Annotated in this window: 15 protein-coding genes and 1 tRNA gene; 3 read left to right on the forward strand and 13 right to left on the reverse strand. The window is 59.0% G+C overall.

The features are described from left to right. Nucleotides 1–110: 110 nt before the first annotated feature. The 10 genes from ACWNMW_RS03255 to ACWNMW_RS03300 form a co-directional block, all read right to left on the reverse strand. Complete coding sequence (locus ACWNMW_RS03255; RefSeq protein WP_449490018.1) at nucleotides 111–1,871, reverse strand: ABC transporter ATP-binding protein; 1,761 nt, start codon at nucleotides 1,869–1,871, stop codon at nucleotides 111–113. A 1-nt stretch (nucleotide 1,872) separates the two neighbouring features. Next, nucleotides 1,873–3,657: an ABC transporter ATP-binding protein gene (locus ACWNMW_RS03260; protein WP_449490158.1), complete on the reverse strand. Its 1,785-nt coding sequence runs from the start codon at nucleotides 3,655–3,657 to the stop codon at nucleotides 1,873–1,875. Between the two features lie 32 nt (nucleotides 3,658–3,689). Next, nucleotides 3,690–5,144 (reverse strand): ABC transporter ATP-binding protein, encoded by a 1,455-nt coding sequence (locus tag ACWNMW_RS03265; RefSeq protein ID WP_449490019.1) that lies wholly within the window; start codon nucleotides 5,142–5,144, stop codon nucleotides 3,690–3,692. After that, nucleotides 5,141–5,917: an energy-coupling factor transporter transmembrane component T family protein gene (locus ACWNMW_RS03270; RefSeq protein ID WP_448750475.1), complete on the reverse strand. Its 777-nt coding sequence runs from the start codon at nucleotides 5,915–5,917 to the stop codon at nucleotides 5,141–5,143. Before ACWNMW_RS03270 ends, ACWNMW_RS03265 begins: the two co-directional genes overlap by 4 nt. Beyond that, nucleotides 5,910–6,509 carry an MptD family putative ECF transporter S component gene (locus ACWNMW_RS03275; protein ID WP_034502257.1) on the reverse strand — a complete coding sequence of 200 codons (600 nt, stop codon included), beginning with the start codon at nucleotides 6,507–6,509 and terminating at the stop codon, nucleotides 5,910–5,912. Before ACWNMW_RS03275 ends, ACWNMW_RS03270 begins: the two co-directional genes overlap by 8 nt. Before the next feature lie 167 nt (nucleotides 6,510–6,676). Beyond that, a complete protein-coding gene (gene rplA, locus ACWNMW_RS03280) occupies nucleotides 6,677–7,393 on the reverse strand; it encodes a 50S ribosomal protein L1 (RefSeq protein ID WP_034502260.1) in 717 nt (238 codons plus the stop codon). Between the two features lie 66 nt (nucleotides 7,394–7,459). Beyond that, nucleotides 7,460–7,894 carry a 50S ribosomal protein L11 gene (gene rplK / locus ACWNMW_RS03285; RefSeq protein WP_009408634.1) on the reverse strand — a complete coding sequence of 145 codons (435 nt, stop codon included), beginning with the start codon at nucleotides 7,892–7,894 and terminating at the stop codon, nucleotides 7,460–7,462. Nucleotides 7,895–8,070: 176 nt separating this feature from the next. Beyond that, nucleotides 8,071–8,883, reverse strand: coding sequence for a transcription termination/antitermination protein NusG (gene nusG, locus ACWNMW_RS03290; RefSeq protein WP_399540539.1), 813 nt, complete (start codon nucleotides 8,881–8,883; stop codon nucleotides 8,071–8,073). 91 nt (nucleotides 8,884–8,974) lie between these two features. Further along, nucleotides 8,975–9,271, reverse strand: a complete 297-nt coding sequence (secE, locus tag ACWNMW_RS03295; protein WP_299061426.1) for a preprotein translocase subunit SecE — start codon at nucleotides 9,269–9,271, stop codon at nucleotides 8,975–8,977. Between the two features lie 27 nt (nucleotides 9,272–9,298). Beyond that, nucleotides 9,299–9,374, reverse strand: a tRNA-Trp gene (locus tag ACWNMW_RS03300). A 146-nt stretch (nucleotides 9,375–9,520) separates the two neighbouring features. Between ACWNMW_RS03300 and ACWNMW_RS03305 the strand changes: the two genes are divergently transcribed. From ACWNMW_RS03305 to ACWNMW_RS03315, 3 genes are all read left to right on the forward strand, one after another. Further along, a complete protein-coding gene (locus ACWNMW_RS03305; protein ID WP_449490020.1) occupies nucleotides 9,521–10,735 on the forward strand; it encodes a pyridoxal phosphate-dependent aminotransferase in 1,215 nt (404 codons plus the stop codon). A gap of 129 nt (nucleotides 10,736–10,864) precedes the next feature. After that, nucleotides 10,865–11,674: an alpha/beta hydrolase gene (locus ACWNMW_RS03310; protein WP_449490021.1), complete on the forward strand. Its 810-nt coding sequence runs from the start codon at nucleotides 10,865–10,867 to the stop codon at nucleotides 11,672–11,674. After that, a complete protein-coding gene (locus ACWNMW_RS03315) occupies nucleotides 11,674–12,765 on the forward strand; it encodes an adenosine deaminase (RefSeq protein ID WP_449490022.1) in 1,092 nt (363 codons plus the stop codon). The genes ACWNMW_RS03310 and ACWNMW_RS03315 overlap by 1 nt, the downstream gene beginning before the upstream one ends. Here ACWNMW_RS03315 and ACWNMW_RS03320 read toward each other — a convergent pair. The 3 genes from ACWNMW_RS03320 to ACWNMW_RS03330 are packed head-to-tail and all read right to left on the reverse strand — an operon-like array spanning nucleotide 12,735 to nucleotide 15,775. Then, a complete protein-coding gene (locus tag ACWNMW_RS03320) occupies nucleotides 12,735–13,391 on the reverse strand; it encodes a DNA alkylation repair protein (protein WP_052040874.1) in 657 nt (218 codons plus the stop codon). The two genes, ACWNMW_RS03315 and ACWNMW_RS03320, sit on opposite strands and share 31 nt — an antisense overlap. 35 nt (nucleotides 13,392–13,426) lie before the next feature. Continuing rightward, nucleotides 13,427–14,515, reverse strand: coding sequence for a UDP-N-acetylmuramate dehydrogenase (locus ACWNMW_RS03325; protein ID WP_449490023.1), 1,089 nt, complete (start codon nucleotides 14,513–14,515; stop codon nucleotides 13,427–13,429). Between the two features lie 9 nt (nucleotides 14,516–14,524). Beyond that, a complete protein-coding gene (locus tag ACWNMW_RS03330) occupies nucleotides 14,525–15,775 on the reverse strand; it encodes an MFS transporter (RefSeq protein ID WP_449490024.1) in 1,251 nt (416 codons plus the stop codon). Nucleotides 15,776–15,788: the final 13 nt, after the last annotated feature.

Genomic DNA, 15,788 nt, shown 5'->3' on the forward strand with positions numbered 1-15,788 from the left:
CCGACGGTCTTCGGCAACGAATAGACTAACACGCCCACGCACATGAATCCACCCTGCCGAATGTGGATCAGCACACCTCAAGGAGGAGAACGAGCGCCAGCGGACCGTCTTCAGACGAGGCGCCATCCCGCTGCCCGCGAGCGAGCCTCCCAGAATTCTCGGTATTGCCCCTCAGTTTCCGCGAAGAGCTGCGCATGAGTACCAATTTGCGTAACACGCCCATTCTCGTCGAGGACGACGATCTGGTCAGCGGCCGTGATCGTATCAAGCTTGTGTGCAATAACGATGAGGGTTGCGTTACGACGCAATTTATCCATAGCGGCGGTCACACGGTGTTCGTTCTCGGGATCGAGGGCACTGGTGGCCTCGTCGAAAAGAACAATGGGAGAGTCTTTCAAGAGCGCTCGTGCGATGGATACGCGTTGGCGTTCGCCGCCGGAGAGTGCGCGGCCACCCTCGCCGACTGGGGTGTCCCACCCCAGAGGTAGGCGCGCGACGATTTCATCGACACCACTCAGGTGCGCAGCTTCCTCGATCTCGGCGGCACTTGCATCGGGACGACCGACACGGACATTCGCCTCGAGGGTATCGTCAAACAAGTAGACGTCTTGGAAAACCAGAGAGAGCTGGGCCATGAGTTTCGCAGTATCCCAGCTGCGAACATCTCGATCACCCACACTCACGACGCCACTATCCGCATCATAGAAACGGGCAATAAGACGGGCAATCGTCGTCTTCCCGCAGCCTGAAGGACCGACAATCGCAGTCATAGTGCCCGGCTCGACACGGAAGGAAACGCCTTGTAGGACGGGTTGATCGGCCTCGTAGGAGAAAACAACGTCCTCAAGCGCTACGGAAGCACTCAACTCAGTCGAATCGTCACTCTCCCCGTCTTCCGAGGCGGTGGGAAGCTCGGGCGCAGAAAGGATCTCATGACCGAGGTCAAGGACCGGGCGCCGGGTCTCGAAGGCGGAGGTGAGCATCCCAATATCAACAAGAATCTGCGTGAAACGCAGGAGCAGACCTATCGCAACAACTGCCTCCACAGGACTGACGCTTCCACCGACCGCCAGCAAGCCGATCGCACAGATCAGTGAGACGACAACGACTTGCGCGGCCATACCGTTGGTGATTTGTCCCAGTGTTTCCCGGATAAGCGAGCGTCGGGCGGCCGCCCCATACAATTCTTCCGCCCGCTGGAGAGGCTCATAGGAAGCGGAGCGCCCACAAGCGCGCAAGGCTCCCTGTTTCGTCGCGTATTCGACAATGCGATGAGACAACTCTCGGGCAGGAGCTTCTTTCAACGCCGACCCTGAAAGCAAGCAGCGGCGTGCAACCCATACTCCCCCAGCAACGATCGGAACTGACACAAGGCACACCACCCCTAGAACCGGTGAAAAAACGGTGATTCCCGCAAGCATTGTCAGCGAAGTAACGATCGCTGCGATCAGTGGCGAATACATGTGGGCAAAGATCTCGCCGAGCATCATAAGTTCGCGAGAGACAAGGCGCGAGGTCTTCCCAGCCGTATCCGCACGGAAAGCCCCAAGAGGCAGAGAGGCGATCTTATCTCCGATCGCGCGATGCATATTCGTGAGGAAATCGAAGGCCACCACGTAGGAGCGTATGGCTAGAAAGTACTCCAAGATAAACGAGGCCGCTGCACACACGGCGAGCGCGATGAGCCACCCACGTAAATCCATACCCCACGCTGGCTGCCCTGATGTCAGTGCAATCGCCGCCGGAATGAATGAAATCAGAGAGAAACCCCGAACGAGCCCGACAATACAGGACAGGTACATGACGTGGGAGAATCCTGCGCGCCCCTCAGGAGAGAGAGGCTCACGCAGCCTGGAGATCAGCTCGAACATGTCAGTGTCCTTTCCCGGGTGCAGAAAGTTCACGCAGATACGGATGATCTGCGAGTTCGTCGGGCGTACCCCGCGCAATGAGACGTCCCGCCTCGAGGATGGCAATTTGATCGACACCGATAATCGACGCAGCCCGGTGGGCGATCACCAGAACTGTTTTTCCTTGAACGAGGCGGGTGAGAGCCGCCTGGATCTCGGCCTCGGCTTCGGGGTCTGTGAAGGCGGTGGCCTCGTCGAGCACAAGGATTGGCGCGTCGACAAGCAGTGCGCGCGCAATCGCAATGCGCTGTGCCTGCCCGCCCGAGGGATGGGCGTCTTCTCCTATGACGGAGTCGAGGCCTCGTGGAAGGGAACGCACGTAGTCGTCAATGCGGGCAGCGGTAGCAGCTGCCCAGATTGCCTCGTCCTTGGCATCTGTCCTGCCCAGCGCAATATTTTCACGCACGGATATGTCAAGAAGCTGCGGATCTTGGAGAACAAAAGACACGTGCCGGTAGAGGACGTCGGGAGCAATGGCTCGCACATCAACGCCTCCGATACGCACACTGCCCTGGTCTGGATCAGCAAAGCGGGCAACCAAGGTTGCGAGGGTGGACTTTCCAGAACCGGATGGGCCGATGAGCGCGGTCACTGTCCCTTCGGGAACTGCCAGACTGACCTCGTCTAGGGCACGTGTAGAACCATAAGAGAAGGACACTTTGTCAACCTCGACATCTGCACCTGCCGGTTCTTCACTTCCATCCGCCGATAGAGGGGCAACGGAAAGAAGGTCAACAATGCGCAGTGCGGCAGCTCCAGCGATCTGATAGGACCAAACCGTCGAACCCAACACCTCGATTGCGGCCGGAATGACAAGGGCGATCAACGCGCAGGTAATGACTTGAACGGGGCTCACGATCCCAGTAGCTGCCAGCGCCGAGCCTCCCGCTGTCGATATCAATAGAATCATCGAGGGCGACACAGCAGCCTGTCCGAGTGCTGACCCCTTAAGCAAGGGACCACACCATGCAACGTAGAAGCGCGCAAAATCTTCAGCCGCGTGACTGAAGCGTTCATGTGCACGCCCGACAGTCCCAAATGCTTTTACGACGCTAATACCGGAAACAAACTCAACCATGGTTGCCGAGACACGCGTGAGGTACCGGTCCATCTCGGCAGTTTTCTCGCCCATGTCCCGCATCATCCAGGCATTAATGAGGGCGTAGATCGGCAAGGTGGCGATTGAGAGCAGGCCGAGGCGCCAGTCGATGATAAACGAGTAGATCAACAAAGAGAGTGGCGCGCTCACCGCAGCAGCAGATTCAACTGGTGCATGGGCGATGACCGTATGAACATCGTGGGTGTCGTCCTGGATCGCCTTGCGCACAGCCCCCGAGTTCGTCGAGGTGAACCACGCGAGGGGTGCTGAAGCGAGAACTTTCACCATACGCATGCGGACAAGATGACCGAAACGCACGTCCGCGAAATGAGTGACGCTCAAGGCGACAAAATAGATCCCATAGCGCATGCCAAATGCGCCAATGAGCCACATGAGCAGATTGATAACCTCACCGCGCTCAGGTGAGACCCCCGAACGCGCCGCAGCAAGAAGCACCTCACCTAGCTGGACGAGAATGACATAGGGAGCGACTGCAAGCGCACCGTAGAGGACGCCCAGTATCTGCGCCACGGTCATGGCCATACGGATGGGAGAAGTCAGCTCTTTGAACGCCTTTTGCCCAGCCTTATGTGCAGCGCGCGGGTCGTCGATTTGCACATCGCTAGTGGATGAACCGCGCTCTCCCATGCGGGCTTTCCTCTCCTGATCAGTGACAGTCATTAGTGCTCTCCTTCACAGGCACAGGTTTCACCTAACGGGCTGAGTGTGATGAGCCGATCTGCGCACGCCGAGGCAAACTCACCGTCGTGGGTGACAACGATGACGGCGGCACCTTCGTCGGCAATGCGTCGCAGGGTGGCGGTAATTGAATCAAGGTGTCTGGCATCGACTCCCGAGGTTGGCTCGTCGAGGATGACGATGGGGCGCCTCGCTGCGCGTGCGGCAGCAATGACGAGGCGTTGTTTCTGCCCTCCCGAGAGGCTCAGGGGGTGGCGATCACCTAGGTTTGCGAGGTCGAAGTCGGCCAAGAGTTTTTCTCCGGCTTCTCCGCCGGCATCCGAGGCGCCAATGGTTAGTTCGCCGCTAAGTGTGTCGGAAAAGAGTTGACGCCCGGTGTCTTGCATGACGAGTGCGCACGCCGCGCGCCTGTGCCTGCGCGAGCTAGTCACACCGTCCAAGGAGATCTCTCCAGAGTTCGGGGCCGCCAATCCGCACAGCATACGGACAAGAGTCGTCTTGCCGACGCCATTCTCCCCGGCGATGCAACTGATCTCTCCAGCGTAAAAATCAGCATTAAATTCATTGAAAATTGGGGTTTCCCCGTAGGAGAAGCTCAGGTTGCGGCACGAAAGACGGGGAGCCTCGTCAGGCGCGGACCCTTTCCCACGCCCTCGCGAGGTCACCCAAGTTTCTGGCGGCCCCGGATCAACGAGGGTACGCAAGCCAAGAGAACAGCGTTCTTCATCCGTCATGGAATAGAACTCCTCGCCGCTCCAACGCCTCGTCACCGCGCCAGCTTCCATGAGAAGAACCTGATCGGCAAGTCCCCTCAGGAAGTGAAGGCGATGCTCGACAACGACAATCGTCATGCCCTGTTCTTTGAGGGTGCCCAAAGCCTCGCGTACATCAGCGATGGCAGCGGGATCCAGGTTTGATGTCGGCTCATCGGCGAGGAGGACCGGAGCGCCAGATGCCAGCGCACACGCAAGAGCTACCTTCTGGAGCTGTCCACCCGACAGCGTCGAAAGCTTGCGATCCATGAGCTTGTAGATCCCCATGAGTGTGGCGGCGCGCTCGCTGCTCTCGATCAAGTCTGCACGGTCTCTGCCATAGTTTTCACCGCAGAATGCGAGTTCCTCTGCAACGGTATCGCAGAAAAATTGGGTGCGTGGGTTCTGGAAGACGGAGGAACACAGATGACCAACCTCGGTCAGGGGAACTTCGGAGAGGTCGCGCCCGTCGATCCGAACTGCCCCTTCCAGCTGTCCCGGAGTCATCTGCGGAACGAGGCCGGTGAGGGCCCGCATGAGCGTTGACTTTCCGCAGCCTGAGGAGCCACACACGAGGGTGAGGGTGCCCGGATGGGCAGACAGGTTGACCCCGCGCAGCGCATCGACGCGATCTCCCGTCAGCTCGCTGACGTAGGAGAACGACAGGGATTCAACATCAATCATGGGAGGACTCCCAAGTAACAGAAGAACTCAAGCACGATGACAACAGCCACGCACCCAAGGGCAAGAGCGTCCCAAACGGTTGCGCGTAGAAGCGTCAGAGAGGTCGGCCGCGTCGACCCGCCCAAGCCTCGTACAACGCTGGATGCTGCCAGGTCGTCGGCGACGCGCGCGATCGAGGAAAGCAGGGGAACGAGGAAGCGCTCAGCGATCACCAGCGGGTGACGCAGCACGCCGCGCATCCTCAGGTCCACTCCGCGCATCTCCATGGCCTCACGGATGGCCACTGCCTCGGCCCCCACAGTCGGAATGACGCGGAAGGCAACCACGAGCGCATCAATGAACACACGCGGTAGATGAATGGCACGCAGTGCCGCCTTCATCTGTCCAATTTTCGTCGTTCGATACACGTAGAGGGCGAGGCCGAAACCCGCGAAGAAACGTGCAAACCAGTACATGATCGCGCTGCACGTTCCGATGATGAGAACGATGCTCCGAGGCCAGCCGATCGACTGCATCCAAGCGATGAGAAAAGGGGAACCAAGGGTGACGACGTCGCAGATGAAGCAGCCGAACCCCGTGTGCAGCGCGGACCGAGCGCTCACCTCCCATGCGAGGGCAACCACTACCAAGAGCTGAACGGCAACAAGGGTTGTCGTGGGACTCGCACGCATGACGAGCGCATTGAGCACGAGAAGGGCTAAGAGTTTCGTGCGTGGGTCCAGCCTGCTCGACGACTCACCGGGAGCCGAATCGGCCGGCGAAATCTCAGGCAACGCCGGCCTTTGCGAAGTGCTTGCGAAGCAGGAAGCGCCCGATGAGTCCACCAATGCACGCAAAGATCATCGCAACAACGACCCATACGCTGATGACAGCGGGGCTAAAAAGGGCACGCATACCATCCGCGTAGTCCTGGCCCATCTGGGACGCGACATCCGCGTAGTAAGAGTCGGGAGCAAAGAAAATCGGAGCAAGCGGGCCGATCATCCACAGGGAGAAGAGCATGTATGCTGCGATGTTTCGAGGGGCGCTCAGATATCCACCGCTGTGGGCGATGAGGTCAGCCAGGAAACCGAGGACAAGAGCGAAGGGGACGGTCACCCATGCATGTCCTGTCACGACCATGAGGAAGGCGACGATGCCCGCCATGATCGTGACCGTCCCAAACATGCGCGAGCGCACCATCATCAGCATGATTACCGGCCCGTTAAGGAGAAGACCGACAATCCAGCCAACAAACATGAATGCTGGGCCGAAGAAGCCGAGCATTCCCGAACACCACATGAGAATGAAATAGACGGCAGTAAATGCGCCAATGGTGACAGCTGAGCGCGCCTTTGTAACGCCCGAGCTTGAAACCTGAGTCATGATCGCGACCTTTAATGATAATGAGGTTTATAGAATAAAGCTAAGGATAGCCTATCTTTATGTAGGATCGTAATTCCCTGCGCCTCATTGGAATAACACAAAGGCCCCCACGAGCGTTGCTCGTGGGGGCCTTAGAAAACGACTATCTGCCGTTAACCTCTAGTGCTTCAGGAAGCATCCTCGGAGGTCAGGGCGCGAGTCTTGGTGGCATCCAAGGGAATACCGGGGCCCATGGTCGTTGCGACCGTGGCCTTGATGATGTAACGGCCCTTTGCGGAAGCCGGCTTCAGACGCAGGATCTCATCGAGAACAACTGCGTAGTTCTCAACGAGCTGCTCGGCGGTGAAGGAAGCCTTACCGACGATGAAAGCCAGGTTGGCGTGCTTGTCGACACGGAACTCGATACGACCACCCTTGATCTCACGGACAGCCTTGGCGACGTCCATGGTCACGGTGCCGGTCTTGGGGTTCGGCATGAGGCCACGGGGACCCAGGACGCGGCCCAGACGGCCGACCTTGCCCATGAGGTCCGGGGTTGCAACGGCGACATCAAAGTCGGTGTAGCCCTTGGCAACCTTTTCGATGAGCTCGTCGCCGCCGACCTCGTCGGCTCCAGCGTCGAGTGCTTCCTGTGCACGCTCGCCAACGGCGAAGACCAAGACCCGAGCGGTCTTGCCGGTGCCGTGCGGCAGGGAAACGGTGCCTCGGACCATCTGATCCGCCTTGCGGGGATCAACACCCAGTCGCATAACAACCTCAACGGTTGAATCGAACTTGGTGACCGAGGTTTCCTTGGCCAAACGCATTGCGGCCAGAGGGCTGTACAGTTCGCCAGCGTGGATCTTCTCCGCCGCTGCGCGGTAGCTCTTAGAGCGCTTCGTCATTCTGCTTCTTCTCCTTGCAGGTGTGGGTGTCGGGCAGCGCCTGCCCTACCACGAGGTAATAAAGGGTCAGTCCTGAACAGTGATGCCCATGGAACGCGCGGTGCCCGCGACGATCTTGGAAGCGGCATCAATGTCATTGGCGTTGAGGTCAACCATCTTGGCCTGGGCGATTTCGCGCACCTGATCCATGGTGATCGATCCAACCTTGGCGGTGTTCGGGGTACCCGAACCCTTTGCAACACCTGCAGCCTTCTTGATCATTTCGGAGGCCGGAGGGGTCTTGAGGACGAAGGTGAAGGAGCGATCTTCGTAAACGGTGATTTCAACCGGGACGATCGAACCGCGCTGCGATTCAGTTGCAGCGTTGTATGCCTTCGTGAATTCGACGATGTTAACGCCGTGCTGGCCCAGTGCGGGACCAACGGGCGGAGCAGGGGTCGCGGCGCCTGCAGCGATCTGCAGCTTAATGAGGCCGGTGACCTTCTTCTTCTTCGGTGCCATATTTCGGGTCTTTCTATTTCTTACTGGGCCGCGGAGACTACCGCGGCATGCATCCACGTGGCGCCCACAGGAAGAGCAACCTGCGGACATAGTCCACCCAGACGCACGAATCTACATCATAACGCGATGTCGGCGCTCCCCCAAGTCTTGGTGCTCGAGGTCACGCCACGAGGCGTTTACTCTTCGATCTTCTCGACCTGATCGAAGGTGAGTTCCATGGGAGTCTCACGCTCGAAGATGGTCAGGAGGACCTTCAGACGCTGGGTTTCAGGCATGATCTCAGAAATCACAGCGCTCATGGTGGCGAATGCGCCGTCGATGACGGTGACAACCTCGCCGACCTCGAATTGGGTCTGAATTTCCTGGACGGGGGCGGGAGCGCTCTTCTCCTCTGCAGCCGCGGCCTCGAGAACATTCGGGGTCAGCAGCATGACGACCTCGTCGATCGAAAGCGGGACCGGGTTGTGCTGGTCGCCCACGAAGCCAGTGACCGCGGGGGTTTCCTTCACCACACGGTAGGAGTCTTCGTTGAAGTCCATGCAGACGATGACATATCCGGGGATACGCACGCGACGAACGCGCTTCTTCGCGTTTCCGCGGTACTCCATAACGTACTCATCGGGAACCTCGACCTGGAAAATCGAGTCTTCCATGTTCTGGTTGGTAATACGCTGCTCAAGGTTTGCCTTCACCTTGCGCTCGTGACCGGAGTAGGTGTGAATGACGTACCAGTCACCGGGAGACATGTAGAGTTCGCGGCGCAGCTTTTCTACCGGATCGTCTTCTGACGAGGCCGCCTGCTCGGCTGCCTCTTCAACGCCGGCTTCCGCTTCGCCTTCTTCACGTGCTTCCTCGCGCTCGACGGGAGCATCTTCAAGGCGCTCTGCCACGTCGTCTTCGCGCTGTGCGGCGGTTTCCAGATCAGCTTCGGGCGCGATTCCACCGTCAAAGGTGTCGATCGGGGCCTCTTCGATATTGTCTAGGCTCACGGGTTTTCCTCCTGTGCTTAACGCTCACGCGGTGTTCGCGGCCGAGCCGTAGAAGAAACCCGCCTGCATTCCTGCGGGCGGGTTAACGGTTTCAGCCAAATACCAATGAGTTCAGTCTACCGAATAAGAAATCAAGAAGGCCAGTGAAAGCCATAATTGCGGCAACAAACACAATGACGACGAGGAAGTAGGTCCAGGTCTCAGAACCGCTGGGATAAATGACTTTCTTCATCTCAGCGATCACCTGAGAGACGAAGATCACCATACGCTTGAAAATATTCGGGCGCTTTTCCTTGGTTTGAGGTGCGCCATCGCGCGAGGGGGTTGCACGCTTCTTCGTACGATCCACCCGCGGGGATTCTTCACGGCGAGCCTGGGATTCGCTCATCGTTCCTCCAATAGTTATGCACCTGAGTGGCAGGGCAGGCGGGACTCGAACCCACAACCGCCGGTTTTGGAGACCGGTGCGCTACCAATTGCGCCACTGCCCTACTGCAACTCTTTCGAAAAAGACTTGCTCGGTTGAGTTTAGGGGAGAAGAGGCCTCCTGTCCAACTCACCGCGATGCGCGTGCCGCATAAGTGCTCAAATTGTGACTCACACCAATAAATGGATCTATCCATGCCACAATGTTCGCGTGGACACTCAATCAGCTTCCCGCGTCTCAGTGCGCTTCGCAAATATCACTCCCTCAGCAACCCTTGCCGTCGACGCTAAGGCTAAGGCGCTGAAGGCTCAGGGACGCCCCGTCGTTGGTTTCGGTGCTGGCGAACCTGATTTCGCTACCCCCGATTACATTGTCGAGGCCGCACTCGAAGCGGCGCGCAACCCTGCGATGTACCGCTACACCCCGGCCTCGGGACTTCCCGCCCTCAAGGAAGCAATCGCTCGCAAGACTCTTCGCGATTCCGGATACGAGGTCAGCCCGGACCAGGTTTTGGTGACCAACGGTGGAAAGCAAGCGGTTTTCCAGGCCTTCGCCTCGCTGCTCAACCCCGGGGACGAGGCAATTTTGCCGACTCCCTACTGGACCACCTACCCCGAGGTCATCAAGCTCGCCGGGGCGACTCCCGTTGAGGTTTTCGCGGGCGCCGACCAGGACTACAAGGTCACCGTTGACCAGCTCGAGGCCGCGCGCACCCCTCGCACAAAGCTTCTTCTGCTGTGCTCTCCGTCGAACCCGACGGGAAGCGTCTACACCCGCGAGGAGATCCGTTCGATCGGTCAGTGGGCACTCAAGCACGGCGTGTGGGTGATCACCGATGAGATCTACGAGCACCTGCTCTACGACGGTGCGCAGAGCGCGCACATCGTTGCCGAGGTTCCCGAACTTGCCGACCAGACCATCGTGTTGAACGGTGTTGCGAAGACCTATGCGATGACCGGTTGGCGTGTGGGCTGGATGATTGGTCCTCGCGACGTCATTCGCGCTGCGACGTCCTTCCAATCGCACCTGACTTCGAATGTCAACAATATTGCTCAGTGTGCGGCAATTGCTGCCCTTAACGGTCCGCTTGATGTGGTTGAGCACATGCGCGAGGCTTTCGATCGCCGCCGTCAGACCATGGTGAAGATGCTTCGTGAGATCGACGGACTGGAGGTCCCAACTCCGCGTGGCGCGTTCTACGCCTACCCCAGCGTGAGCAATCTCCTTGGTCGCTCGATTCGCGGCAAGGTTCCTACAACTTCCTCCGAGCTGGCAGATCTGATCCTCGATGAGGTTGAGGTCGCGGTTGTCCCCGGCGAAGCCTTCGGCCCCTCGGGCTTCATTCGGCTCTCCTACGCCTTGGCCGATGATGATTTGGTCGAGGGCGTGGGACGAATTCAGGAGCTTCTTTCACAGGCTCGCTGACTGAGTGTTCCACTATGAAATCCCGCGCGGTAGGCACATTGCTCGCCGTGCGGGATTTTTCTTACTCTTCGTCAACTTACACCCCAATATCGCTACCCAAATGACGCCTTGAGCTGTCACAATTGACACATGGACCTTTCAACTCGGCGCACTCACCTCGATCAGCCTCGCGGGCATGTCCTCATTGCCCATGGTTACGGCGAGCATTCGGGACGTTTTGAAGGACTCAGCACCGCTCTCCTCCAGGCGGGCTACGACGTGTCCACTTATGACCACTACGGTCATGGCACTTCTCCCGGTCCTCGCGCCCAGGTCGACGTAGGTCTATTGATCAAGGACCACATCAGTGCACGCCAAGAGGCTCTTCAGGATTCACGCTGCGATGAATTGATCCTCTTCGGACACTCGATGGGTGGTTTGATTACCGCCGCTTCTGCGCTGATCTACCGCAAGGATCTGCGCTGCATGGTCCTCACCGGCCCCGCTTTCATCCCACTCCCCGAGCTTCCCTCGCCGGTGGTTGGCGGCCTCAGGAAACTGGCTCGCTATCTGCCGGGAGTGCAGATTCCTGCGGCCCAGTCCACGCCCGAGCACTCTTTGCTTTCGCGAGATCCCAGCGTCCAGGAAGCTTTCGACGACGATCCGCTCAACTACCACGGCGCTCCCCCGCTTCTGACGGCCTCGACCATGGTGATTCAAGGCAAGAAGGCACTCGAGCACGCGGATCGCCTGACCTGCCCCACGCTGATTTTCCATGGCAGTGCTGATGAACTGACCTCACCGGAGGGCTCTGCAGAGTTTGTTGCGCGCGTGCTCGAGGCTCACCCCGACGCAGATATTCACCTGCGCGTCATCGATGGGGCTTGCCACGAGGTTCTCAACGAGCCTGAGAAGGCCATGGTCCTACGCGACCTACTCCTGTGGGTCGAGAAGCACTGATGGAGCAGCATCAAGCATCTCGCCAGCTTTCACTAACGGTCCCAGCACCGACTCCCCCCGGGCGTCGGCCGTTGTCCACTCTGCCAAAAGCGCACCTGCATCTGCACTTCACGGGTGCGATGCGACCGCAAACTCTGATCGATATGGCCCGCGAGAAGGGCACTCGCCTTCCTCCCCACCTGCTTGATCTTGATCCCTTAACCGTGCCCGCGGATGCCCGCGGATGGTTCCGTTTCCAGCGCTCCTACGATGCCGCGCGAGCTTTGGTCCGTTCCGAAGCCGCGATGCGACGGATCGTTGCCGAGGCCGCGGAAGATGATGCAGCCGAGGGCTCGCGTCGCCTCGAAATGCAGGTCGACCCCACGTCTTATGCCCCTTGGGTTGGCGGGATTACTCCCGCTTTGGAGATCATCATTGACGAGGCCATCGCCGCGGGGAAGCGCACGGGCGTTGAAGTTGCCTTGATCGTTGCGGCCTCGCGAATTCGCCATCCCCTTGACGCGCGCACACTTGCTCGTCTGGCAGTTCAGTATGCCGGTGACGGGCCCGGACAGGTTGTGGGCTTTGGTCTGTCCAATGATGAGCGCGTTGGCGATACCTCAGCGTTTGCACCCGCCTTCCGTATTGCCCGCGAGGGCGGTTTGGCCTCGGTTCCTCATGGCGGGGAGCTTTTGGGCCCGGAGTCTGTGATGAATGTTGTTTCAGCCCTGCACCCGACGCGTTTGGGTCACGGCGTGCGCACCAGTGAAGATCCCGATTTGCTGCGGCGTTTGGTTGACGCGGATATTTCTTTCGAGGTGTGTCCGACCTCGAATATTCACTTGGGGGTCTTCCCAGATTTTGCGTCGGTTCCGCTCATGCGCTTTATCGAGGCCGGCGCGCGCGTTGCTCTTTCGGCTGACGACCCCCTGTTATTCCATTCGCGCGTGGTTGCCCAGTACGAGGCCGCGCGCGATGTTTTCGGGCTTTCTGACGTTCAGCTGGCAGATTTGGCACGTCAGTCTATTGATGCTTCTTTGGCTAGCGAGGCCTCGAAACGCGTGTGGAAAGCGGAAATCGATCAGTGGCTCGCGGCCCCGCCCGCGGTGTGAGCGGCATTCCGTTCAATAAATTTGCTCGCTAGCTTGTGGACCTGTCGAGTTTCCTTGCTTTCCAGATCCCACGCGCTTAATTCGGTTGCAACCAGGTCTGGGAACCTCTTACTGATATCGCGTAGAGCGTTTCCCACAGATTTTCTGACGTACTCGCTCGGGTCATTTCGAAGCGCCGAAAGCCTCTCGATTGCCTCACATGGGTGCTCTTTAAAATAGGGGCGACTGGTCCATATCCGTAGTCCTTCAGTGACAGCTCTACGAACATTTGGATTGGAATGAGCCAGCCACTCGTCGATCACTGAAAGAGAGTGCTCATACCCCGTAGTGGCGCAGAAAAAGTCAAAGGCTTTCGCCAGGATTTCTTGAACTCTCCAGTTGTCATCCTGGGCGATATTTTCCCTCAAGAAAGTAAGTACTTCCTGATCCTGCGAGAGATACCCGAAGAGGAAAACCGCGTACATTCGCACCTGGTAAACCTCGGAGCGGTATGCGCAATACGCAATTTCCAAAGCCTGGTCGCGATCATGAGAGTCGTAGTCGCTGCGTGCCCGCCGCTCTTCTTCTTTGAAGCCTCCCTCGATCGGGGAAAGGTCTCTTTCCAAGCTCGCAAGGTACTCGTTCACGGCGGTCCTCCTCAGCTCGTTGAAGATAGCCCGAACTACCACTCAATGCCGATGGCAACAGGCTCAGGAACAAGAGTCACGCCATAGGCGTCAAATACGCGCCTGCGCACAGCGCGCGCCAAGGCCTCGATGTCTGCACCGCTTGCGCCCCCGCGGTTCGTCAGCGCCAGCACGTGCTTGGTCGACAAAGATGCACGAGGCGGGTCGCCGGCCTCGGGAAGATGGAAACCCTTGGAGCAGCCCGCGTGGTCAATGAGCCAAGCGGCGCTGGTTTTCACGAGCCCCTCCCCCGCCGGGAAACGAGGAGCCTCTTCTGGGAGCACGGCAGCCACGGCCTCGGGGAGGATGGGGTTGGTGAAGAAAGATCCCGCGCTCCACGTATCGTGGTCCTCCGGGTTTAAGACCATTCCCTTCCCCGCGCGCAGCTCAAGCACGGTCGAGCGGACCAGGGAAGCCTCGGCACGCTCCCCAGCTTCCACTCCCAGGCGCCGCGCAAGTTCGGAATACATGACGGGCGCACTCAAGGATGAGCGCTCGAGGCGGAAGTCGACGCTCAACACGACCCAACGCCCCGTCGGCCCCCACACGCGGCCTGGAAGACCGGGCTGACCAATGCTGTGCTTGATCGCGGAGGAACGGTAGGCAAAACCTAGCTCTGAGGGAAGCAGACGGACGATGCGCTGCTCGAGGCGGTCGTAAGCCTCGACGCTGTGGATTGTTTCAGCGACCTCGTGTCCGTAGGCGCCCACGTTCTGCACCGGGGATGCCCCCGCGCTTCCGGGGATCCCCGACAAGGCCTCGATACCGGACAAGTGTTCGTCGACGCTCCACGCAACAAAGTCATCCCAGACCGTCCCGGCCCACACACGGACGATCACCGAGTCAGCCGCGTCTTCTTCAACGATCCGTGCAATCTCTGCGCCCGGGCGCACAGCAACGACAGTTCCATCAAATGGAGCATCGGATGCAAGCAGATTCGATCCACCGCCCAGGACTAGAAGCTGGCGCTGCTCCTCATCGGCCGCGCGAACGGCAGCAACCAATTCCTCACTGGAAGTCACGCGCACAAGGCGAGAAACCTCTCCGCCCACGCGAAAGGTCGTCAATTCAGCAAGAGTCGTCATGACTCAAGATTAGTCGTCAAGAGGTGCAACGGCTCGCACGCGCCCCCGCTGGTCCGGAACCTGACCGGCCAAGACGATAGCCAGACACACCGGGAGCACAACGAAAACGAGCGCACGGTGGTAGCCAACGTGATCCGCAATAAGACCTAAAATCGGCGGTCCGATGAGCGCCGAACCATAATTCACGGTCGAAAGGACCGACACTCGCGCAGGTGTCATGACGGGATCAACGCTCAGGGCGGAAATACCCAGAGGGAACACCAAGGACGCACCGATACCCCACAAGGCAACACCGACAAGCGCAAGAATATGATGTGGCGCAAAGGCAACAAGCGTCAGGCCGATGATCGCGCAGCCCATGGTAAATCGGAGCAGATGCGGCGCTCCGAAACGCCTCTCCAAACGCGGGGATCCGAAACGCATGATCGTCATCATCAGCAAGAAGAAGGCAAAGATCGCCGACGCGGAAGAAGTCGCAAAACCATAACCGTCGACCATCGACAGGTTCAGCCAGTCGTTAGCGGCGCCTTCCAGGAGTCCGCCACTCATCACCATGAGCGCGATCAGAACCGTGCGACGCTCGCGCCAAGCCAAGCGGGTCAAGCCCTTCTTCGCATTGCCTGCCGAGGCCTCGTCCCCTTCACCCACGAGGCTGTCCTTTGCGGGTTCAAGAGCGGCGACCTCGTCCTGACTGAGGTAGAAGCCAACGGAAACACCACAGACAATAAGCTCAAGAACAGCAAGACCATAAAGGTGCGCTCCGAGTGGAACTCCGACCCGCGAGGCAAGTGCTCCAAGCAATGCGCCACCGAGCATGCCAACCGCGTACATCGCTTGAATCACAGGAACGACGAGGCGTCGGACAGCAGCCTGAACCAGGCCAGCCTCGATATTCATGCTCGATCCCCACAGGCCCGTCCCGGCGGACATGAAAACGAGGGAAGCGGTAAAGAGCACGAGAGAATTCGCAAGCGTTCCCGTCGCTGCTCCGGCGATACCCAATGCCCAGATCGATACACCGATGCGCCCCGCCCAACGTGCGCCGATCTTCATGACGATCGGGCCGGAAGTGGGAAGCGTCAACAAAGAGCCCAAGGAGGCAATCAAGAGCATCATGCCGATGGTTCCCGGAGTCAATCCCAGGTGGTCACGCACATCTGGCAGACGCGAGAGCCATGCTGAGGTTGCAGAACCCAGGCCAGCGTAGACCACAAAGGTTGCACGAAGGGCACTGTGAGCGCGAGCTGAGGGGATAGACATGGTTCGCAATTTT

The sequence above is a fragment of the Actinomyces sp. Marseille-QA0893 genome (genome assembly GCF_976954355.1).

Coding starts and splice junctions, on each gene's coding strand:
- rplA (WP_034502260.1), bottom strand. CDS start 7,393: ATGACGAAGCGCTCTAAGAGCTACCGCGCAGCGGCGGAGAAGATCCAC.
- ACWNMW_RS03260 (WP_449490158.1), bottom strand. CDS start 3,657: ATGGGAGAGCGCGGTTCATCCACTAGCGATGTGCAAATCGACGACCCG.
- ACWNMW_RS03315 (WP_449490022.1), top strand. CDS start 11,674: ATGGAGCAGCATCAAGCATCTCGCCAGCTTTCACTAACGGTCCCAGCA.
- ACWNMW_RS03265 (WP_449490019.1), bottom strand. CDS start 5,144: ATGATTGATGTTGAATCCCTGTCGTTCTCCTACGTCAGCGAGCTGACG.
- secE (WP_299061426.1), bottom strand. CDS start 9,271: ATGAGCGAATCCCAGGCTCGCCGTGAAGAATCCCCGCGGGTGGATCGT.
- rplK (WP_009408634.1), bottom strand. CDS start 7,894: ATGGCACCGAAGAAGAAGAAGGTCACCGGCCTCATTAAGCTGCAGATC.
- ACWNMW_RS03330 (WP_449490024.1), bottom strand. CDS start 15,775: ATGTCTATCCCCTCAGCTCGCGCTCACAGTGCCCTTCGTGCAACCTTT.
- ACWNMW_RS03275 (WP_034502257.1), bottom strand. CDS start 6,509: ATGACTCAGGTTTCAAGCTCGGGCGTTACAAAGGCGCGCTCAGCTGTC.
- ACWNMW_RS03255 (WP_449490018.1), bottom strand. CDS start 1,871: ATGTTCGAGCTGATCTCCAGGCTGCGTGAGCCTCTCTCTCCTGAGGGG.
- ACWNMW_RS03325 (WP_449490023.1), bottom strand. CDS start 14,515: ATGACGACTCTTGCTGAATTGACGACCTTTCGCGTGGGCGGAGAGGTT.
- ACWNMW_RS03310 (WP_449490021.1), top strand. CDS start 10,865: ATGGACCTTTCAACTCGGCGCACTCACCTCGATCAGCCTCGCGGGCAT.